The following is a 20,573-nucleotide window of genomic DNA, read 5'->3' as shown; positions in this document are numbered from 1 at the left end:
CGCCACAGGCGGAATTTCACTAACAAATTCATTAAGATTCTAGAGGCGGAGCTTAGCTCATCAAACACTGGCCTGCGCAGTGGTGGCAATTCCATCTACATATGTGGCCTCATAGCAGTAAGGTTATATTCTAGCGCGGAGCTTACCAGCTTCGGGGTCGGCAGCTTTGGGTTTCTGCTGCTAGGCTGATGAACAGAGCCCTGATCGCGCAATTCATCACCAAGTGTCGTCTTATAAACCAACTCATCCGGGCTGCTTGGTTCATTATGACACAGGTACACTTTGGTCGAGTCTTTGAGTTCATATATCTTAGATAATGACTCAAATGTCGGGTCGCTATCTTTAGCCAAATCCCCTTCTCCAGAATGAAGATGTGAATCACCCACGAATAATGCATCACCAATTTTAAAGGTAAGATCAGATGGTGGATGGCCGGGAGTTTCTAATACTTCTATATGTGAATGGCCAAAATCCAGTTGTTCATTTTCCAACAGGAAGTGCTCAAAATGATAAAGATCGGTAAGTGACAGATCATCCTTGCAGCTAGCGTATACCTCTTTGACATGATCAGAAATGTAGATAGGCGCTTGTAGTACTTTACTGAGATAGAACGAACCCGACAAATGATCAGCATGAATATGTGTCTCAAGAATCGCGGTGACATGAAGTTGATTTTGTTTAACGTGCTCAATAATCTGCTGCGCGGATTCAAAGCTGATCTTACAGTTTTCCTCATCGTAATCAGCAACAGGATCTATCACTATCGCCTCATTAGTGTCCGAATCTGCCACCACATAACTCAAGCTGCCGGACTCAGGATGAAAAAAGTGCTGAATGTTCTGGGTTGTCATTATGCCCTCCCCTAAAGACCACTTTCACTGAACATGACTTTGAGTTTAGTCATTAATAGCCTTCAGCGAGAGGAACATTGGTCATTATTTGCCCCATGTTGGTGAAGTAGAAATAGAAAGAGGTCTTTCTAGTTAAGAATCAGGCCAGTACCAATTTGGAGATGAAAGAGGGTCTAAATCCGGAATGATCGTCTGGCCGAACTCCTTATCCAACTGGATTGCATGATATTCAGGGTGCTCAGCCAAAGCCGCAATCAAGCGAGGCGCATGTGACACAACCCAGACTTGAGTATTCTTTGCCGCGTGAGAAATTAGACGAGCTAAAGCAGGTAACAAATCTGGGTGAAGGCTGGTTTCTGGCTCATTAAGAATCATCAAGCTTGGTGGCCTAGGCGTAAGAAGAGCGGCCACCCACAGCAAGTAACGTAAAGTCCCATCTGACAACTCAGCTCCACTTAATGGCCTTAATAAACCATGCTGCGAAAACTCTAACGAGAATCGGCCATCAGCCTGATTAACGATGCGGAGAGTGGCACCGGGAAAGGCATAGTCGATGGCCTTGTAAAGCACCTCTTTGTCACCAATTTCGATAATGGTCTGTAAGGCTGCAGCCAGATCGCGACCATCATGATGCAAAACCGGAGTACGAGTTCCAAGCTGAGGCAGTCTTGCGGGGGCGTCTTTGTCGGTTCTGAAATGATCATAAAAGCGCCAGCCACGAATCGTTTCTCTCAGCATAAACGCCTCAGGCGTCGCCATTGGATCGGCGATTTGATCGAACAAGCTATGATAAGTAGCGATATGGCTTGAAATTACCTGCCATTTTCGTCCTTCACGCGCTTTGATCGCTGGCCCGTTTCGGTCTATCAACGCACTAGCTGGTCGATACAACGGGCCATTCCAAATACATTCACGTTTTATCTCTGGGTCAAAACCAAACATCGATGTCGTTGGTTTTGGCAAACCTAAAGAAATCGCATAACTGAACTCTTCTGTCGCAAAGCCAAGCTTGAGACGTTTGACCTTCTGCCTAACGGTGGCTTCAACGGCGTGTTCACCTCGCTTCATCGCATTGGTTATCTTTTCCGGCCCCGCCCAGAAAGTTGAATCTAGGCCACCTTCAGTCGCAAGCGCAGACACCACACCACCTTGCGCTGTATCCGCCAATAAACGAAGTGCTTTATACAAATTGGATTTGCCAGTGCCATTGGCTCCCGTGATCACATTCAATCTGCCTAGTGGAACAACCAGATTTAGGATCGAACGATAATTATTGATCGCCAATGCTGTAATCATATTTACATCTCGTTTGGGTGGGTTAATTATATATTAAAAATGTATTAGTCAGACGTTAACATTCACTTATCTATATGTCATGCTCCCCCCAGTATTGACGCCCCTCACAATGCTAAACCCCCTTTTTGTGAGACATCCAGCCAAAATTTTTTATTTTAGTTATTTAGAACGTTAAACCATTCATTTTAACTGGTTTTTTGGTGAGATTGATGTGCGCTTTATTTTATATTATTACCCATCTTTGTATGAGAATTCAGGGTGCGTCATGGGTGTTACAGTTTGTGCTAATGGGCTAAGCGTGGTCCATAAAGGATCGGGGGGTGAAGCCAATGCCACATTACCCGATGTTTGTTTAACCACAGTTGGTCCTTCCGTTGTTCCCATTCCATATGGTAACAATGCAAAATCAGCCGATCTTGTCGATGGAACCACGACTGTCTCTATGGATGGTGGCAACAGCATCGCTATCAAAGGCAGCAAGTTTGCAGTCAGTACAGGGGATGCAGGCGGTGACAAAAAAGGCGTGTCGTCTGGAACGATTGAGTCCGAAGCCGAATTTATCTCGGCTTCTCCGACTGTAACAATGGAAGGCATTGGAGTGTGTCGTCTGACAGACCAGATGACGATGAACAAAGCGAATACTATGTGTCTTGGCGGTGTACAGAACCCATCGGTATCTGTCACCGAAGATCAGGAAGGTACTTATACGCTGGATCTCACTTGCAAATACCCTAATGGCCAACCTTACGCTAACGCACCGTTTGAACTCAGAGAATCTGGTGGCGGCTCAATTGGTGGCGGGGTTTTAGACTCAACAGGTTGTGGCACCGTCGGCGGCTTACCACTAAAAGAATGTATCTTGGTGCTAAAAGAGACCACAGACACCTATACCCCAAACGCAACTCTACCTGTGAATGTTCCTACAGAAACCTACGAAGATTCTCATGACTTTTGTACTTTTGTTGCGGGGAGAAGAGCGCCGTTTTGGGAGGACAAAGTTGGTGTTTCCAATGACTGGGGCATCTTGCTCTCGCCTTCTTTTAGCGATGATGATTTCAAGGCTATGGTTTACGAACAAAGCCGAATCTTGTCACCCCATGTGGTCAGCAAAAACCATTCTAACGATTTCTCCGAGTCTTTCGTTTCATCCCTTTTCCATATTCAGGAAGATCTTGAATCACTAGAAAAGTACGAATCCCTGCTTGAACTCCTTTTCGAGAAAGTGCATGAGAACGGCGATATCCTGCGCATCCTATTCCAGGCCGATCTTCTGGAGCCACCTTCTGAGTTACTCGCTAAGCTTCGTTTGCTGGGTACAGGTAATACCATACAGCACCTTCAGATGGTTCTATGGACTCTTATCAATCAACAGCTTTGTGGCTTTATCGATGACTTGATTGCCGCGTTGGACACGCGCTTAGAGTTTATTCAAACCCAAGCCGAGGCTCGCTCTCTGACGGCAGTACAAGAAGGCGTTCAAGGGTACAGAGATGGTATGAAAGTGATGTCTCGATCTCTTCCTGATGTCTTCAGTGAAATCCTAACCCAGACTAACGATAAGCTTTTAACCATCTCAGGTATGGCGATTGGCACCATCGTTAATGTCACGGGTCAATCGGGCTTCGCGACGAATTCAGGTGAAATCAACGCTGTTGTCTACACCAAAGCCAACAACCTCAACCGTCCTTCTTTCATTGTTTTTGATGACGTTTTCTCAGATTAAGGTATGACCTCATGGATGCAGTTTTTCCTATAACACAAAGAAATGGTGAGCCCTATCATACGCTTAGTGATTTCACTAAACTTTTCGATCAAGTCAAAAGCGGGCGCTACCTTCTAGGGCAAGGTTATGGTTGGCACAGTGGTGTTCATTTAACATCCAAAATGGTGCCATGGGGCAAAGGGTTAAGACCAATCCAAGCAATGATGGATGGGAAAATTATCGCGTATCGTATTCACCCTGACTATCAAACCACCACATACAAAGACCAAGAACTCAAATACAGTAACAACTTCGTTCTACTGGAACATGAATACAAAAACCCAGAAAAGGATGACGAAGTCTTTAAACTGTACTCTCTCTACATGCACCTTGCTCCACCATCGGATATTGGGGCTAATTCATCGCTAACGACTCGCTATAAGTTGGTTGATGATGGGTGGAACGTGCGAACGTTTAAACTTGGTGGTGCTCCTGAAAGAGGGAAAGTGGAAAGCAAAGTCTCTATGTCAAGCGGCACGGTTTTGGAATATTTGCATGCAGAAGAGCAAGAAACCGTAGGGTTTGAAATTGGAGGCCACACTTATAAGATGATTAAGTGCCGTGTTGTTCAATTAGGTGACTCTCCTTCATCTAGCGAAAAGAAAATGAAAGGCAAAATCGTCTGGTTTGCTGCGGGTAAAGACAGCGATTTCGATATTCTTAACGACACCTCAGTGATGATCCCAGAGCCTGTCTCTGAACCAGAATGGATGTCTAAGGATGCCGCCTCGCTACGTGATGGCAGTGTCGTGACGCTGGGCCTCCCCTTACCACTCAATATCGACTTTGGCGCTATCGAAGTGAAAGCGGGGGATGAACTGGGCTATATGGGGCTTCACGAGTACAGTAACGATGCCCACGCCACCAAGAAAGAAGACAACCGAGTCCACATAGAGCTATTTTCCGTAGAAAAACCGCCTGAGTTTTTCTTAAAAAAGATTGCCCCAAAAAATGCAGAAGAAAGCCCTCTTATCATCATTGATGGCAGTGGAAGTGATGGCGCTCTGAGCGTATCCAATGCGTTCTATAGCCAACTGCTCGAAGAGCTATCCAAAGGTGAAGAGATTGATTTCTCGGTATTCAAACCAAGAGAAGCCAAAGTTTACTTAGAAAACAAACGTAAACACTTTGAGCGCGTTATCGCAAAGCACCCTTCTGACTGGTATACAGACGTCACTAAAGATAGCTATTCTATGATTCATCAACTCGCCAAAGAAGTGATGGATGAAAAGTACATGACAGGTTTTGTTTCTGAAAAGGACTATCTAGAGTCACCTTGGCGTAGTGAGGTCATGAACCATCACGACATGTTTTCACAGCATGAACGAGAAAGAGCGGATAAGTTTTCCTGGATGCAAGACACACAAAGCAAGATTACGCTCCCAGACGATAAAAGTGTCTGGCATTATTGGCCTTTTGTTACCCAAGCTGGAGAATCCAAGATAAAATGTGACCCGAGCCATTTGTTTTATACTGAAATATTGGTACACGAAGGCGATTATATAAACGATCCAGATGATGTAGGAGGACATACAAACAAAGGTGTCATACTAGATACTTGGAAAAGGTACTCTAAAAAGCTATTTGGTGTAGAGGCCAGCGTCGAAACTCTAAAAAATATCACAGACCAGCAAGCATACGCTATTTTCTTAGAAGGTTACTGGAAAAAATCCTATGCAGATCAGATTAATAGCTGCCCCGTAGCGTTTCAATTTGTAGATTTTTATTACAATGCGCCTCAGGGCTCTGCTGTGGTTTTACAAAGAGCCATAAATGCGTTGGGAGGTGATGTTGTCGAAGACTGGAATATGGGGCCTGGCACCTTAAAAGCGACAAATGAGCTCATATCCCAAGGAAAAGAAAAGGAGTTATATATCACGTTTCGAGAAAAGAGAATCGAATATTATAACTATAGAGCTGATAATGTACCAAACCAAGATAAGTTTAGAGAAGGTTGGTTGACCAGAGCACGCTCATTTAATTATTTTTAGGGTATACTAATGAATTTTATAAAGTCCATTTTCTTTGTCGTAATTTTTTCCCAAAGTGTTCATGCTGAAATATTAGGTCAATGGACAAGCGAAAAATCAAGTAGTACTTATTTTTTAAAAATTGAAAAAAATTCAAGTGAAAGATTAACACTTAAGTATTTTTTTACTTTTGATAACGGTAGAAAGATAAATGACCGGCTTGAAGCCGGACCACCAATAATATTAAACAAAATGGACACCAACTGTTACAAAGGCGAGACAACAGATCCGTTTTCTTCAAGCAATCCAAAGTTTATTATCTGCCAAGAGGACAACCTACTAGTTTGGTCAAAAATAAGTCAAATAGAATCATCTCCGTATACTCCAAATTATTTGGTTTTAAACAAGAAGATTGATTAACATTTTTCTGTCAAATTTAATTTTAACATATGATTCATAATTCCAGAAGATTGAAAATAGCGGTATTCTTGACACTATTTTCGTCAATAGCTAAAGCGGCTTTTATTGATGAGTTACGTATCTATCATTCCAATTACTCACCCTCAATTAAAAAAGAAAGGATAGTTTCTTATGTTCAAAAAAGTAACCCTTGTGTAACAGTTGAAATATTAGATAAAAAAGAAAAAAAAGAATATTGTAAACTGGATGATAGCGGGCTAGACCTATTAAATGATTACCCAACAATATATGTTACAAGTTTAAAAGTTAATTCAGGTAATGTAGATTTTGTTGTTGGGGCCCCATGGAATAGTCAAAAATGTACGATAGAAGTTTATAAACAAAAAATAACATGCAATCCTTTAGAACAGTGATATTTAGTTATGTATAAACTTTCATTAAGCAGACAAAAGTATTTGTACCTTCTGATTCTCGTTGGATTCCCAGCAGTTTCGGCTTTCAACGAACCAGAAAACGAACAACTCAAAGCCATCAATAATAATGAAAACATAAAGCTATTGGCAGAATTCAAGAATGTAGAGAACAATAAGAACCTAATAGAAGAGTATTTTCCAAAAAGAAAAGAAAAATTTTCCTTAATGATTAGCTCTTGGGAAGAGTATGCTGAGACAAAATGCAAATTTCATACTTATAATTCAGAAAATACTGATGCAGAGTTTGCTAACTTCTCTTCTTGTATGACAAATGAGTATAAAGAACTCAATACCTATCTCGAATCAGTGTTGAGTATGCCATAAAATTGAAATGTATAAGCTCAGATAAACTTTTGAAACTTAAAATGAAAAGAGCTATTTTTCTATCTTTACCTTTAATAGTACTTTCATCTACAGCAAGTGGATCTAAATTTCATAGCCAGTCACTTTGCTATAAAAATGAGTTAATATTATCCACAGTAATATTGGAAAATGACAATTTAGTCTCATTTTGCCTTAATGAGCAAGAGATTACGTACAGATACGGAAACATAAGTAACATAGAGTTGGTCTTTTCCCAAAATGAAATCTCTAAAAAAAACTTCTACTACGTCAATGACGTCTGGTGGTTCCGTTAATGATGAATCCATAGTTTTTTATATAGGGAAATACAAGTACCTATATAAGAATGTAACTTCAAATATAATACTAGCAGCAGAAAGAAAGGATCCAAGTGGCGAATGGAACAGAGTCTTTTTTAAGCGAGAAGATTTAAATCAGCGTGGGAGATATGAACCATTTCCAGATCCTAAATTTTTTAGCGAGATTTCTAGATCCGAGTATTGGAGTGGAGATTGGTAATTTAATTTTCAGTCAAGGACATAATACTAAACCCTTAGAGCAGCCACTGAAACCATGGAAAGACTACATCAACAAAAGCTGTAAAATAAATAACAAGTTATACAGCGAGAGCAAAGAATATTGCAAAAATAGATTGAATTTATATTATAAGGAAATATCGTTATGATTAGTAACGGTGTTAGAAAGAAACATTTGGTCGCCATAACTTTCACAATATTCATTTTTCCATCACCTATTTATATTCTTCGGGGTTGAAAAGGATGAAATCACTAGCTGTAGTCACTCTCATATCTAACTCAATAGTAAGTGAAAATTTTGATGGGTATTATGCATTAGAATGTGGGACTTTTCATGAGTCATTTGGGGAAGTATCAATTAAGAATGAAGAAGCAGTGATTGAAGTGGCCAGTAATCAAGTATATATCAAAGCCAAAGTCCTAAACCATGATGATAGTTATCACCTATATTACAGCTCGTCAGATATCGGGCTAGGAGGCTTTGATATACCATTTGACAAAATAGATGTTACATATCCAATTGCACAAATAAACCAAATAAGAAATGGAATCTCGTTTAATTGGTTTGGGTTAATCGATTCAGATGGAAAAAGGATTAATCTCCCTTTTTATTCCTTACCCATCGATAAAGGCATATTGAAACTACAAAAGTGTAATGAATAATGAAGTCAAACTATTTGATATTAGCAATATTTCAGTTAATTTTCATTAACTCATCTTTAGCTTTTGAAGATGAGCATTTTAATGCGAACTTTGCGAATTCATCATTCATGATAAAAACCAACCCTATTGATAATTCCCTGTTTATCTACAAGGGTAATAGTCTTGTTCTCAAAGCTAGTAACTTTACTATCGATGAGTATAGTACTTTAAAAGAAATAAAACCCAGCTCAGATGGATTCACCATAGTTAATAAAGGTAACAGTTTCTCTGGACAGTTTGAAATATACATATCGTATGAAAACAATGAATTTATAGTAAGAAGAACAAAATCTTATATAAGTTATGTATCAGATGGTATCTTTTCAATAACTAAAAAATGTCAGAAGAACACTAACATATTATTAGAGGGTGCATCGGTGTCTGACTTAGAACCTCTTTTGTTTCTGGAGAATGACAAAGGATTCAATAAATATTGTCACATCTATGTTGATTCTGAATATAATTTATCTTGGATTGAAAAAAGGTTTAAATTAAAAGAAGTACCTATAAGTAAAAACCTATTTATAAATTTGTATGCTCTATACCCTATAAAAAAGGAAAACCAAGTCCATTATAACAATATAGCTTATTATCTCTCTAAGGATGGATATCATAAATTTTCGATCGATATTTTAGAAAAACTAACAGCCATTGTTCCTAATAGAACTGTCGCCTACCTTAACCTTGCTGATTCGTATCAAGAATTAAAAAACCACAAACTTGCGAAAAGAAATTATTTGATTTATTACAACCTAATGAGGAAACATAATCAATCTAATAAAGTTCCTGAGAGAGTATATAATTATCTTGAAGTCGAAAACCTTAAAGATAGCATCGTAGAAAAATAAGCAAGCTATCTATGTGTAATGAAGGTAAAGAAGTATCAAAGCCATTTCCTCCCCATTTTGGAGCGAGATTTCAATAGTCATGAAAATAAAAAACACCCTAGTAGCATTCGCTATGGCCACTGCATTTCCCGCTTTCTCAATTGCCACATTGGTGACAGAACAAGGGGGTAGGATTGATATTTCCGCACAGGATCACGAGTACGCTCCCTACTTTCTGTCCATCACTACCGGAAGTAAGACCACCAAAGTAGACGAATATACTGTTGAAGGAGGACCGCCGATTTTCAACGGTATGGATGAGATATCCTTAAGAAACAACCCGTACCTTTTAGTCCAAATACTCTGGGACATAAACCACTTCGATATAAAAGGTACTCAATATACTTCTTATCTGTACAAGTTTGAAAATGGGTCACTGATACGTGAAAACAACATATCTCAGGGCAACAACTTAGAGGGTTTTTCTGGATACTACTCTGATGGCAGTACGAGCGAGTATAAATACGATACGTTACTTAAGGTCAAAAAATACCTGTTATCTACTTACGAACAATAAAAAGCGCCCCGCCCTTTCTCTGCTTACACAAACATGCCGGTATCGGATATCTCAGGCATAAAACCGTTATCGGCTTAGCAGATTCAGGAAGGAGCGCTTAACTCGTTAGATGGGTAGTGGAATCAGCTCCAGACCCAGAACACCACTGATGCTCATCACCACCAGCAGAGAGACTTTAAACACCGATTTCGACCATTGGACGTAATTGCTGTAGTCAACCTTGCGAAACGTCACCTGCGTCCACATGAAGCACACAACAGCGGTAACCGCTAGGTATTCATAGCCAGCCTCTCCCAATAGGAATAGAGCTAGTGAGACGGCACCAAAAGCCGCAACATATGCCTTCATATGGCGATGAGCTTTGTTGATGCCTTCTTTCACTGGCAAAACTGGAATGCCCGCGTCACGGTAATCTTGCATACGGAACATCGCAATCGCGTACGAGTGCGGCATTTGCCATAAGCAGAACATGGTAAACAGCAGAATGGCCTCAAGGCTGATGTAGTTTGTTACCGCCAGATAGCCCACCAGAGGTGGCACTGCACCGGAAATGCTACCCACCAGCGTGCCGTACACAGACGTACGCTTGTACCACATGGTGTAGAAAAACACGTAAAACACGTAGCCCAAAAGCACTACCACTGCCGACAGCGGATTGGCGAGCTGAAACAACAAGGCGGTCCCGCTGAGCAGCATCACCAAGGCATAGACAAAAGCAACATCGATATTGATATTACCTTTGACGGTTTCTCGATTCTGAGTGCGCTTCATCTTTTGGTCGATGTCTCGGTCAAAGATGTTGTTCACTACGCAGCCTGAAGCAATCACAAGTCCGACACCAGCGAGTGTCGCCAGTAACAAGTTCAGACTTGCGTGCTCTGTTTTTGCGGCAAGGAAAAACCCCGCCGCAACAGATATCAGATTGCCGAAAATGATGCCCGGTTTGGCAATAGACAAATAACTTTTCAGCATACTCTGGCCTACAGCTTCATGTTGACGTTCATGTTGTAGATGATCCACACCGAGCCAGCGATAAGAATCAAGACAACGATGGCAGTAAACATCAGTGACACTAGGTTCCAGCGACCATCGGAGGTTTTCACTTCCATATGCAGGAAGTACTTAAAGTGCACAAAGATTTGCACCAGAGCACAACCAAACAGAAGAACATATGTTGTCGTGTCAGGCAGCGATTGCGTCCACACAAAGTAGAACGGAATCACGGTCAAAATCAGAGATGCAACGAAACCTTTAACGTAATCCGATGCACCCGTTTCCAGATGTTGATCCATTACATTACCCCCAACAAGTAAACGATGGTGAAAACACAGATCCAAACAATGTCTAGGAAGTGCCAGAACAGGCTCAGGCAGTTAAAGCGCATCGCCATATTGTCGTTAAGACCTTTCGTCGACAGTTGGTGATAGCACACCGCCAGCCAGATAAGACCAAACGTCACGTGCAGGCCGTGAGTGCCCACCAGCGTGAAGAACGCTGAAAGAAATGCGCTCGCCTGTGGGCCGTAGCCCTCAGCAATCAAGTGATGGAACTCGTACACTTCCATGCCGATAAAGCCAAGCCCGAGCAAGAAAGTCACTTGCAACCAACGCTTTAAGCCCGCGACATCTTTGCGTTTCATCGCAATCATGCCAAAGCCAAACGTGATACTACTGAACAGCAGCAGCATGGTTTCAACGAACACAAACGGCAGTTCGAAAATATCTTTACCTGTCGGCCCGCTAATCGAGCCGCTTTCTAGTACTGCGTAAGTCGCAAACAGGGTCGCAAACAGTACGCAGTCACTCATCAGGTAAACCCAGAAACCAAACAGCTTGTTGCCGCTGGTGTCGTGGTGATCATGAGCGTGAGACGCGATGTTAGCTTGCATACGTCACCTCCAGAGCGTCTTTCTTATTATCATCTTGCACAGGTTTTTTATTTGCTTCTTCAAACTGAGCACGGCGCTCAGCTTCAATCGCTTTTATCTCTTCGACTTCGACGTAGTAGTCAACGTCATCGTTGTAGCTGTGTTGGATACAGGTGACGATGATGCCGACGAAACTCGCTGCTGCCAGCCACCAGATGTACCAAATCATCGCAAAACCAAATACCAGTGCCCATGCAGATACATAAATACCTGTCGGCGTGTTTTTCGGCATATGGATGCGTTCGTATTCCACTTCTTTGGTTGGGTCGAACTCACCGCTCTGCTTCTGATACCAGAATGCGTCCAGTTCGTCGCCTTTTGGTAAATGCGCGAAGTTGTAGAACGGCGGAGGTGAAGACGTCGCCCACTCAAACGTACGGCCACCCCATGGGTCACCTGTCAGATCACGATTCTGTTCGCGATCACGGATACTGACGTAAATCTGGATGAACTGGCATACGACGCCCATCGCAATCACAGCAGTACCTGCCGCCGCAACAGCCAATAGAGGGAAATACTCTGGGTTAATGTCTTGGCTCAAGCGACGAGTCATGCCCATGAAGCCCAGTGCGTACAGTGGTAGGAAAGCCATCAGGAAGCCGACAATCCAAAGATAGAATGCACGCTTGCCCCAAGCTTCGTTCATCGTGAAGCCAGTCGCTTTCGGGAACCAGTAAGTGATTGCCGCAAAGCAACCAAACACCACACCACCGATGATCACGTTATGGAAGTGCGCGATTAGGAATACTGAGTTATGAAGAACAAAGTCAGCCCCCGGAACCGCCATCAGTACGCCAGTCATACCACCGACTGAGAAGGTGATCAGGAAGCCCACCGTCCACATCATTGGTGTGGTAAAACGAATGCGGCCTTTGTACATGGTGAACAACCAGTTGAAAATCTTCACCCCGGTTGGGATGGAAATGATCATGGTTGCGATACCGAAGAAGGCGTTAACGTTCGCACCCGATCCCATAGTGAAGAAGTGGTGCAGCCATACAACAAACGCCAGAATAGTAATCACTACCGTTGCCCACACCAACGAGGTGTAACCAAACAATTTCTTGCGAGAGAAGGTTGCGGTCACTTCCGAGAACACACCAAAAATTGGCAGGATCAGGATGTACACCTCTGGGTGGCCCCATGCCCAAATCAAGTTGACGTACATCATCACGTTGCCGCCAAGATCATTGGTGAAGAAATGGAATCCGAGGTATCGATCCAGTGTCAGCAATGCAATCGTCACTGTCAGGATTGGGAACGAGATGATGATAAGGATGTTGGCACATAGAGACGCCCAAGTGAAAACTGGCATCTTCATCATTGGCATAGACGGAGTGCGCATACGCAGGATAGTGGCGAAGAAGTTCACACCCGTCAGCGTGGTACCGACACCGGATATCTGCAAGGCCCATATCCAATAATCGACCCCAACTCCTGGGCTAGCATCAATACCCGACAGAGGCGGATACGCTAACCAGCCAGTACGACCAAATTCACCTAAGCCTAGCGACATATTGGTCAGGATGACACCAACAATAAACAACCAGAAACTGAGGTTGTTCAGATACGGAAAGGCAACATCACGAGCACCAATCTGCAACGGAACAATGATGTTCATCAGGCCGATAACCAGAGGCATAGCGACGAAGAAAATCATGATCACACCGTGCGCGGTGAAAATCTGGTCATAATGATGAGGCGGTAGGTAACCCGCTTCTCCTGCAGAAGATAGCAGCTGCTGACTGCGCATCATCACCGCGTCGGCAAATCCGCGTATCAGCATCACCATCGCAACTGCGATGTACATAAAGCCAAGCTTTTTGTGGTCTACTGACGTAAACCATTCGTTCCACAGGTACTGCCATTTCCCTGCTTTGGTCACCGCGCCAACCACTGCCAAGCCAACCAGAGCAACAATCGCTAAGGTGATGACAATGATGGGTTCGTGGTATGGAATTGAATCGAGAGTTAATCTTCCAAACATTACGATTGTCCTTGGTTTTCAGGCAAACAGTTCATTGAACCAGGATGCTGGGTCACGACATCAGTAAACAAAAACGGCGGCACACTGGAGAACAGCGTCACTGGCTCAGCGACACTTGGCGCTGCCAGAGAGCGGAATTGCTCCCAGTCTTCGATGCGATCTGGGCTGGCTTTGACCTTCTGCACCCAGTTCAGGAATGCGGCGCGATCAGGCATAGCCGACGCAGTAAACTTCATCTGCGAGAAACCTTCGCCGCTATAGTTAGAAGCAAAACCTTTGTAATCGCCTTCATGGTTAGCAATCAGGTTGAGCTTGGTCACCATGCCCGGCATCGCGTAGATCTGCGTCCCGAGGCGTGGGATAAAGAACGCGTTCATAATGTTGTCTGACGTCAGTTTGAAATTGACCGGGACATCTTTCGGAAACACAACGTAGTTAACCGTTGCAATGTGTTCTTCCGGATAGATGAACAGCCATTTCCAATCAAGTGACACCACTTCAATCGTCATGGGTTTCACATCACTCACCAGAGGCTTAGACGGCTCCAGTTCGTGCGTTGAACGCCATGTAATGGTGGCAAGAATCGCGATGATGATGATAGGAATCGTCCAAACCACCACTTCAATCTTGGTCGAGTGAGCCCATTCAGGCGCGTACTCTTCGTCGGTGTTAGTTGCGCGGTATCGGTAGGCGAAGTAAATCGTCATCAGAATCACTGGGATCACAACGATCAACATCAGCAAAAGAGCGGTAATAATCAGCTCTTTTTCCTGGACACCAATAGCACCTTTCGGGTCAAGCAAAGCAGAATTACATCCTGAGAGCAGCAGAATGGCGGTCACCAAACTTCCCCTCGACAGGATGCGTTTATATCTTGAGGCTTCCATTAACTTTCTCGATGTTTGTCCGGTTGCAGGGCAATGCCTGAAGGCCGGTTGTTATAGTCATTAGAATGTTTATGTGTTGAGCATGTGCAGCATCGCAAAGCAAAGTGTGGGGTTATCAAATAAGCAATCCGGTTAAAACCATGCTGCTTATGCGGTTTAATTGTTACACTTTGAAATACAATGTTACATTCTGCGCATTATGCTTAGATCGAAATTGAAGCTCATCTGTCGAACTTGGAAACTAACCTTCCATTTATGAAATTGACGTATTGATCAATAGCCACTTATCGCCCACAACGCCGTTGACGTGCCACATAAGAAAGCCATGAAAGATAAGGGATAGTTGCCGACTAACAGTTCAATTGAGCAATAAGTCATTTGCTCGCCTTTAACTGACTAAACCGATCGATCTATAGATAGATAAATGTGATATTAATCACATTAAGGAATTCACGTAGTTTTTGATGGGTATTCACAAAAAGATCACTACTACGCGCAAAGCATTCACAGTGCAAATTAGATCAATACCCGCGAAGACAATGAATGAAATAAAACGTCAGATTTCAGCCCATTAGAAAAATATCCCCATCCAAACGAATGGGGAAAGAAGGGCCAGATTGATATAACACCAAATTATCGAAAGGTTCTCACGCCTCTAAACGAAATGCTCAATCAGACATACTGGTGCATCCACTTGGCACTGGTAATTGGCTGGAGTAAGAAGACCTGTTGATTGGCAACGCAGGTAACTAGCGAGATTATTAGAATGTTGATTGGCGACAATTAGCCAGTTGCCATCAGATGATAACGTAAAGTCTCGCGGAAACTGGCCCTGACAATCTTGCGCCGCTAACCACGAAGGTAATCCATCCACCAGCTCAAAAATGCTAATCGCATTCTGCTGACGACAAGAAACGTAAATAAAGCGCTCATCAGAAGACAGCTTGATCGCTGCTGCGGCCTCTCCTTTTGGCTGGCCGGGCAGTAAGTCGCACTGGTCTACCATACGCCAGTGGTTACCTTCCTTAGTCAGCGTAATCAGCGTTTCCGCTAGCTCGCATACAACGTAAGCCATGTCTTCATCACCATTCATCACCAGATGCCTAGGGCCACAGCCGGGAGGCAGTGACACGGTTTGATGAAGTTGGAACTGGTCACTTTGTGTATCAATGTCATAGAGATGCAGCGAATCACTGCCCAAATCGACCACAGCCAACTGAGGTGTGTGATTTAAAAACTGTACCTGATGAGCGTGCGGCGATTGCTGACGTTCACTGTTCGCTCCTTTGCCATCCACAAACAGGTCCGTGACAAGTTTGAGCGGCTTTCCATCGCCATCCAACATGTAGACATTCACATTTCCGGAACCATAATTGGCCACCGCCACATATCGCTGCTGGCAATCCACATCAATATGACAAGGGTAGTCACCTTCAATGGCCAACACGTCAGAGCGAGCATCCGACTGAAACACCAAAACAGCACTATCAGAACGGGAAACTTCAGAAAATGTATAGAGACCAGAGGAAATGTGAGTGAGGTAAGAGGGGTTGCGTATCACCATGGCATCATCAAGTCGCGTCAGCTCCCCCGAAGAAGTGTTGAGGCTTACTTGAGCTATGCCCTGGCTCTGACTTGGATCGTCGGTATAGGTACCAACATAAAAATGTAAGTGATTACTTGCTTTCATTATTGACCATATAAATAAAACATTAGACTCTTAATACATTGCCGCCAACACACGTTGACGGCAATGCCAAAAGTCAATGAGTTGGCCAGTTTGTGAAGTAGCGTCTTGATAACTAGGGCTAACGAAAGACAAGCCCGTCAAATTTTCTTGAGCTAAGCTCCAGAAAAAGCCACCCAATATAATTATAAACAATTGAAAAATATAATAATAACCAATGAAAGTGTAGTAAAAGCAACATCATTTTTAAACTTGTGACTTATATTCTCCAACCTTTATAACAAGGAGGATATTTTGAACAATCAGTCATTTTCTCTCAGCGTCGCTGCCCTAGCTTTGCTGGCCACAAGCCATGCTGCAGCCACAACGCTAGAAATTAACAATAAAAAAATCACCAATCTTGATGAAATATCAGTTAGCTATACTGGTGTAGAAGCAGAGGACCAAGGTGTAGAGTGGGTCGCCGTTTTTAAGGATGGCTCTGAGCCAGATGAGAATTACGGCAGCTGGTCATATTTATCGGAGGAATCAGGTAACATCACTTTGCCGCCTCAGCTTCCCGGAGACTATTATCTCACCTGTTTAGAAGGGTCTGACTATACCACTGAAAAATGCCAACGTGTGGCATTCAATGTCGAACAACGCCCTGTTTTAACAGTCACAGTAGAAGGCCTGCCAAAATACATTGATGGCATTTCAAACAACTTTGATCCTGATCTTCTTCCCACCACGACGAATTCAGTAATGCAGAATGTGACTATTTCGTACGATGGTCTCATCGGTGATGATACCTTAGAGGAAGTGACTGAAGGAGCCATAGAGCTGGGCATTAGCCAAGATGGCTACCGTTTTACAGGTTTAACTTCTGAGAAGTATGAAATTGTCTATGACCTCAATACTCAACTCTATGTTAATCGCTTGCCTCAAAAATCTCGTGATGAAATTCGAGTAGTGTCAGCAAATGTATGGCGGACTGACCTTTACGGTTGGGATGACAATAACTGGAATGGTTTACATATGGGCCGTGGGGGACAAGTAATAAGAACAATCTTAGAACTCGACGCTGATGTGGTTGGCATGCAGGAATACATGCATCCGGAAACAGAAGGACTCGACCCAGAGTTTATTGAGAGTCAACTTGAGTCCGAATCTGGGGAAGAATGGCATAGCTGTCATAACTATCGTATCGTCACAAAATTAGAGGTCGTTGCCGAACATAAACAAGGTTGCGAAGTCCTTTTACCTAATGGTAAGCCCTTCTACTTTGGTGAAGTACACCTAGGGTTAGACCCAGACTGGGCTAATCATTATGTACCTTACACTGCACACCAAGGTTGGAGCGAAGAAGAAATCGTTACAGCTGCTGCAGATAACTGGGGAGAAGGCAATGACAATATTATCTCAGAAAGTGCCATGATTGGTGACTCTATCCCTGCTTTCTTTGTCGGAGACTACAACGAACCAAGTCATAACGACTATACTCAGGCAGCTGCTGACTATGAAGCGCACAAACCACTCCGCGGAAAACGTATTCCTCTTGCCATTCCATCCATGCCAATGTCTAACATCATGCTCAATGATCTCGGGTATGTTGATACTTATGATGTAGCGCGTCAGAACCGCAATAAGGAATTAAACAACGATCTCCCAGCAGAAATTAACTTCCCTGGCGTTACTTGGGGTAATTATGGTGTGGCTGATGCTCATCGCATAGACTTTATTTATTATCGAGATGCAGTCTCTAACCCAATGAAGGTTAAAGATTCCTTTGTCATCGGCGGCCGTCCGGATCCAAATGCGGATTACCCATTTGCTAACGACCATGTCGAAATACCATACACTCCAGAAGTATGGCCTAGTGACCACCGATGGGTATTGACTTCGATGACATATGAAACAGAACAAGCGGAGTCTGGAGGGAGTACTGGGCCATTAACTTTATGCCTTATCACTTTCTTTGCGTTGTTTGGTCGCAGAGAATATAAGTCAGCTTTCTGATGGCTTCGCCTCTAATTAGCAGGATGTGGCTTGCCACATCCTGCTCTATAGCGCTCACTTTGACACAGAAACAAAGATTGGGTTTGAATAAAACCAAAGGTCATAATAGTTACGATCGTTGATGGCATTAAACTCTGACTGGGGGTCCGAAATATCAATATGCTCATCGGGGAGTGGATTACCAAACTCATCCGTTTCGTGAGGGGTATTAGGTGCCAAGTTAGTGCCACGTAAACGGAAGTATTGGTCTTCTTCAGCGGTAAAGCTAAACGTCATCGTTGCATAACCTTCGCTATCCACTGTCCAATCATCTTGAGTAAAACGCGCAATTACTTGCGTTGATGGGTTAACCGCTTGATCATATTCCGGAGTGCCCGGTTTTGCTCTTGGGTAAACATCGCCCGCAATCAAATCGACATGATGCACAACAGGCTTCATCCCCGCCGGCTCATTACTCCCAACTTCTTCCTCATAATTATTGGTTTCAGGGCTTTTGAAGCGGATGGTGATTGTCACTTCATCTCCCTGATTGACTGAAAGATCACCGCCCATATAGGCCACTTCTCGATCATGCATGGCGTTAAAGCTCAGTGCATCAATTAAATCACCATAGGTACTGAATGATCGACCTGATCGCAATGCTTCTAGAATACCCTTAATTCCCTGCTCAGCCGCATCTGGGATCCATAGGTGGGTTTTGGCATACTCACCCGGACGATAACCACTACTGTATTCCCCATGATCGGTTTTGAAGTGATAATCAGAGTTAGCAAAGTTCCAAATTCGACGTCCTTCTCCTAATAGTGCATCCCACTGCCCACCAACCTCAGCAATGATGAAGTCAGCGCCGCCATAAGAGCGGTAAGGCAGGTTACTATCATTGTAAGGTTCAGCATAGCTGCCACGATCTGGTTCCATTTGTCCCCCCATCATTCCCTCTAACGCGAAAACAACATCAGGTGCTGTATCATGGAATTCACGAAAGTCGGAAATAACATAATTATCGTTATAGCGAGATGGGTGATTGATCATACCAAAGCTGCTGGTAGGGTAATGCTCCTGTAACCAAGCCAATGCAGTTAAAGCATCATCGTGCGTCTTATTTGCTCTATCACCTTGTTCCTCCCATTCGAGCACATCTTGTAGGTCGAAGGCGCTAGCAGGTTGTTCAGTAAAGTAATACTCAAACTGCTGAATGGCTTTTAACGACTCAGGTGACTGAGGTTCATCTCCTAAAATAGCAATATTAAAATGTTCGTGCGCCGGCATATCCCACTCAAACGCAGAAAAGATCGTCTTTCCTGGATAGTGACCCATGAGTTGAGAAAACTGAGTAAATGGTACTTCAAATTTTTCCATACCTAGAGAAAAAGGGATTGGACCTTCTGGTATATCTTCTCCGGCGTGATCTCGTTGAGACATACGTAAATGGTTAGTCAAAATAGCCCAGTCCAGACCATAATTCTCAAAGCTGTGATTCAATACGTCTTCTAAGTTTCTTTGCGCATCATCCGACTGAATAGAGTGGATGTGCAAGTCTCCGGTTGTCCATCGACCACTTAGATTTTCAACTTCTGTTTCAGAATCATTGCAACCCGATAAAATGGCCATCGATGCAAATATGGCAACGGCTATTGGTGTTTTTTTTAACATGGATAATCTTCATTTAGGCAAAGTTTGAAGAGAAGAATTATTTATATCAAATGTGACCATTTTATTACTCCATACGATAAAAACACAATTAAAAACATTTGCATATGGAGACAACATGCATTGACTTTAATTATTATTAGTATACTTCTTAATATATATTTAATATTTTTACTATCTAATACCTGGTCATGATTAGGGATCAGGTATGAAATATATAATCACACTTTTAGTATTTTTCTCAGGCTATACATTTTCATGTGACGATGCTCGACTACATAGAAAACTCATGCAACGTCAAATGTTTGAGAGTTACTTGTCAAGGGGAGAAGCTACAGTGGAACTTGAATTCGCTTCTGAAAACAGTGTCTCTTTAACGATCACTCCCCCTAAACCTATACACCACTTAGATATAAAGTTCAGTAGCAGTCATAATATACAACTGTCTTCTCATGAATTTTTCAGGTTAGATGATATAAGTAAGCTACCCAAGATAACGTTTAAAAAGAATGGGGAAGGATTCTCTTTTATTGAATCGGAGATCACCGCTTATTTTATGGATGGAACTATTAAGAAGAGCTCTGATAAATTATACTTAAGAGAATTAAAGAAAACATAATAATAACATAATCATCTATAGGAATATAAACGCCAGCATGAAAGCTGGCGTTCTTTTAGTGA

The 20,573-nt window shown here is 42.9% G+C and carries 19 protein-coding genes; 10 read left to right on the top strand and 9 right to left on the bottom strand.

Annotation, left to right across the window (positions count from 1 at the left end; genetic code table 11):
* Positions 1-95: 95 nt before the first annotated feature.
* Positions 96-851 carry an MBL fold metallo-hydrolase gene (locus L1D15_RS00280; protein ID WP_239874277.1) on the bottom strand — a complete coding sequence of 252 codons (756 nt, stop codon included), beginning with the start codon at positions 849-851 and terminating at the stop codon, positions 96-98.
* A 132-nt stretch (positions 852-983) separates the two neighbouring features.
* Positions 984-2,147 carry an AAA family ATPase gene (locus tag L1D15_RS00275; RefSeq protein WP_239874276.1) on the bottom strand — a complete coding sequence of 388 codons (1,164 nt, stop codon included), beginning with the start codon at positions 2,145-2,147 and terminating at the stop codon, positions 984-986.
* Between the two features lie 265 nt (positions 2,148-2,412).
* Here L1D15_RS00275 and L1D15_RS00270 point away from each other — a divergent pair, with 265 nt between their 5' ends.
* The 8 genes from L1D15_RS00270 (at position 2,413) to L1D15_RS00235 (ending at position 9,756) form a co-directional block, all read left to right on the top strand.
* The gene (locus L1D15_RS00270) at positions 2,413-3,870 is read left to right on the top strand and encodes a DUF4150 domain-containing protein (protein WP_239874275.1); all 1,458 of its coding nucleotides are present in this window, start codon (positions 2,413-2,415) and stop codon (positions 3,868-3,870) included.
* A gap of 11 nt (positions 3,871-3,881) precedes the next feature.
* Entirely contained in the window at positions 3,882-5,900 is a 2,019-nt protein-coding gene (locus L1D15_RS00265) for a glycosyl hydrolase 108 family protein (protein ID WP_239874274.1), read from the top strand.
* A 9-nt stretch (positions 5,901-5,909) separates the two neighbouring features.
* Positions 5,910-6,299: a hypothetical protein gene (locus L1D15_RS00260; protein WP_239874273.1), complete on the top strand. Its 390-nt coding sequence runs from the start codon at positions 5,910-5,912 to the stop codon at positions 6,297-6,299.
* Between the two features lie 68 nt (positions 6,300-6,367).
* Positions 6,368-6,712, top strand: a complete 345-nt coding sequence (locus tag L1D15_RS00255) for a hypothetical protein (RefSeq protein ID WP_239874272.1) — start codon at positions 6,368-6,370, stop codon at positions 6,710-6,712.
* A 9-nt stretch (positions 6,713-6,721) separates the two neighbouring features.
* Positions 6,722-7,096, top strand: a complete 375-nt coding sequence (locus L1D15_RS00250; RefSeq protein ID WP_239874271.1) for a hypothetical protein — start codon at positions 6,722-6,724, stop codon at positions 7,094-7,096.
* Between the two features lie 797 nt (positions 7,097-7,893).
* Positions 7,894-8,313: a hypothetical protein gene (locus tag L1D15_RS00245; RefSeq protein WP_239874270.1), complete on the top strand. Its 420-nt coding sequence runs from the start codon at positions 7,894-7,896 to the stop codon at positions 8,311-8,313.
* Complete coding sequence (locus L1D15_RS00240; RefSeq protein WP_239874269.1) at positions 8,313-9,200, top strand: hypothetical protein; 888 nt, start codon at positions 8,313-8,315, stop codon at positions 9,198-9,200. Before L1D15_RS00245 ends, L1D15_RS00240 begins: the two co-directional genes overlap by 1 nt.
* Before the next feature lie 79 nt (positions 9,201-9,279).
* Complete coding sequence (locus L1D15_RS00235) at positions 9,280-9,756, top strand: hypothetical protein (RefSeq protein ID WP_239874268.1); 477 nt, start codon at positions 9,280-9,282, stop codon at positions 9,754-9,756.
* A 105-nt stretch (positions 9,757-9,861) separates the two neighbouring features.
* Here the strand turns inward: L1D15_RS00235 and cyoE are convergent, their stop codons facing one another.
* The 6 genes from cyoE to L1D15_RS00205 all read right to left on the bottom strand — a co-directional run bounded on the left by cyoE (position 9,862) and on the right by L1D15_RS00205 (position 16,247).
* Positions 9,862-10,728 carry a heme o synthase gene (gene cyoE / locus L1D15_RS00230; RefSeq protein ID WP_239874267.1) on the bottom strand — a complete coding sequence of 289 codons (867 nt, stop codon included), beginning with the start codon at positions 10,726-10,728 and terminating at the stop codon, positions 9,862-9,864.
* Positions 10,729-10,736: 8 nt separating this feature from the next.
* Positions 10,737-11,048: a cytochrome o ubiquinol oxidase subunit IV gene (cyoD, locus tag L1D15_RS00225; RefSeq protein ID WP_006961883.1), complete on the bottom strand. Its 312-nt coding sequence runs from the start codon at positions 11,046-11,048 to the stop codon at positions 10,737-10,739.
* A complete protein-coding gene (gene cyoC, locus L1D15_RS00220; RefSeq protein WP_021455231.1) occupies positions 11,048-11,644 on the bottom strand; it encodes a cytochrome o ubiquinol oxidase subunit III in 597 nt (198 codons plus the stop codon). The genes cyoD and cyoC overlap by 1 nt, the downstream gene beginning before the upstream one ends.
* A complete protein-coding gene (gene cyoB, locus L1D15_RS00215) occupies positions 11,634-13,670 on the bottom strand; it encodes a cytochrome o ubiquinol oxidase subunit I (RefSeq protein ID WP_239874266.1) in 2,037 nt (678 codons plus the stop codon). Before cyoB ends, cyoC begins: the two co-directional genes overlap by 11 nt.
* Positions 13,670-14,557 (bottom strand): ubiquinol oxidase subunit II, encoded by an 888-nt coding sequence (gene cyoA / locus L1D15_RS00210; protein WP_239874265.1) that lies wholly within the window; start codon positions 14,555-14,557, stop codon positions 13,670-13,672. Before cyoA ends, cyoB begins: the two co-directional genes overlap by 1 nt.
* A gap of 655 nt (positions 14,558-15,212) precedes the next feature.
* Positions 15,213-16,247: a lactonase family protein gene (locus L1D15_RS00205; RefSeq protein ID WP_239874264.1), complete on the bottom strand. Its 1,035-nt coding sequence runs from the start codon at positions 16,245-16,247 to the stop codon at positions 15,213-15,215.
* A 291-nt stretch (positions 16,248-16,538) separates the two neighbouring features.
* Between L1D15_RS00205 and L1D15_RS00200 the strand changes: the two genes are divergently transcribed.
* On the top strand, positions 16,539-18,242 hold the full coding sequence (locus tag L1D15_RS00200) for a hypothetical protein (RefSeq protein WP_239874263.1): 1,704 nt from the start codon (positions 16,539-16,541) through the stop codon (positions 18,240-18,242).
* A gap of 54 nt (positions 18,243-18,296) precedes the next feature.
* On the opposite strand, the gene L1D15_RS00195 is transcribed toward L1D15_RS00200, so the two are convergent.
* The gene (locus L1D15_RS00195; protein ID WP_239874262.1) at positions 18,297-19,895 is read right to left on the bottom strand and encodes a hypothetical protein; all 1,599 of its coding nucleotides are present in this window, start codon (positions 19,893-19,895) and stop codon (positions 18,297-18,299) included.
* A gap of 205 nt (positions 19,896-20,100) precedes the next feature.
* Between L1D15_RS00195 and L1D15_RS00190 the strand changes: the two genes are divergently transcribed.
* On the top strand, positions 20,101-20,511 hold the full coding sequence (locus tag L1D15_RS00190; RefSeq protein ID WP_239874261.1) for a hypothetical protein: 411 nt from the start codon (positions 20,101-20,103) through the stop codon (positions 20,509-20,511).
* Positions 20,512-20,573: the final 62 nt, after the last annotated feature.

The sequence above is a fragment of the Vibrio sp. Isolate25 genome (assembly GCF_022398025.1).
Taxonomy (GTDB): Bacteria; Pseudomonadota; Gammaproteobacteria; order Enterobacterales; family Vibrionaceae; genus Vibrio; species Vibrio coralliilyticus_A.
The sequence above is the reverse complement of the archived record's forward strand: the minus strand, read 5'-3'. Positions and strand labels throughout refer to the sequence as shown.

What these genes read in the sequence shown, in the direction of transcription:
- L1D15_RS00280 (WP_239874277.1), bottom strand. Translation starts at nt 851, where the DNA reads ATGACAACCCAGAACATTCAGCACTTTTTTCATCCTGAGTCCGGCAGC.
- L1D15_RS00275 (WP_239874276.1), bottom strand. Translation starts at nt 2,147, where the DNA reads ATGATTACAGCATTGGCGATCAATAATTATCGTTCGATCCTAAATCTG.
- L1D15_RS00270 (WP_239874275.1), top strand. Translation starts at nt 2,413, where the DNA reads ATGGGTGTTACAGTTTGTGCTAATGGGCTAAGCGTGGTCCATAAAGGA.
- L1D15_RS00265 (WP_239874274.1), top strand. Translation starts at nt 3,882, where the DNA reads ATGGATGCAGTTTTTCCTATAACACAAAGAAATGGTGAGCCCTATCAT.
- L1D15_RS00260 (WP_239874273.1), top strand. Translation starts at nt 5,910, where the DNA reads ATGAATTTTATAAAGTCCATTTTCTTTGTCGTAATTTTTTCCCAAAGT.
- L1D15_RS00250 (WP_239874271.1), top strand. Translation starts at nt 6,722, where the DNA reads ATGTATAAACTTTCATTAAGCAGACAAAAGTATTTGTACCTTCTGATT.
- L1D15_RS00245 (WP_239874270.1), top strand. Translation starts at nt 7,894, where the DNA reads ATGAAATCACTAGCTGTAGTCACTCTCATATCTAACTCAATAGTAAGT.
- L1D15_RS00240 (WP_239874269.1), top strand. Translation starts at nt 8,313, where the DNA reads ATGAAGTCAAACTATTTGATATTAGCAATATTTCAGTTAATTTTCATT.
- L1D15_RS00235 (WP_239874268.1), top strand. Translation starts at nt 9,280, where the DNA reads ATGAAAATAAAAAACACCCTAGTAGCATTCGCTATGGCCACTGCATTT.
- cyoE (WP_239874267.1), bottom strand. Translation starts at nt 10,728, where the DNA reads ATGCTGAAAAGTTATTTGTCTATTGCCAAACCGGGCATCATTTTCGGC.
- cyoD (WP_006961883.1), bottom strand. Translation starts at nt 11,048, where the DNA reads ATGGATCAACATCTGGAAACGGGTGCATCGGATTACGTTAAAGGTTTC.
- cyoC (WP_021455231.1), bottom strand. Translation starts at nt 11,644, where the DNA reads ATGCAAGCTAACATCGCGTCTCACGCTCATGATCACCACGACACCAGC.
- cyoB (WP_239874266.1), bottom strand. Translation starts at nt 13,670, where the DNA reads ATGTTTGGAAGATTAACTCTCGATTCAATTCCATACCACGAACCCATC.
- cyoA (WP_239874265.1), bottom strand. Translation starts at nt 14,557, where the DNA reads ATGGAAGCCTCAAGATATAAACGCATCCTGTCGAGGGGAAGTTTGGTG.
- L1D15_RS00205 (WP_239874264.1), bottom strand. Translation starts at nt 16,247, where the DNA reads ATGAAAGCAAGTAATCACTTACATTTTTATGTTGGTACCTATACCGAC.
- L1D15_RS00195 (WP_239874262.1), bottom strand. Translation starts at nt 19,895, where the DNA reads ATGTTAAAAAAAACACCAATAGCCGTTGCCATATTTGCATCGATGGCC.
- L1D15_RS00190 (WP_239874261.1), top strand. Translation starts at nt 20,101, where the DNA reads ATGAAATATATAATCACACTTTTAGTATTTTTCTCAGGCTATACATTT.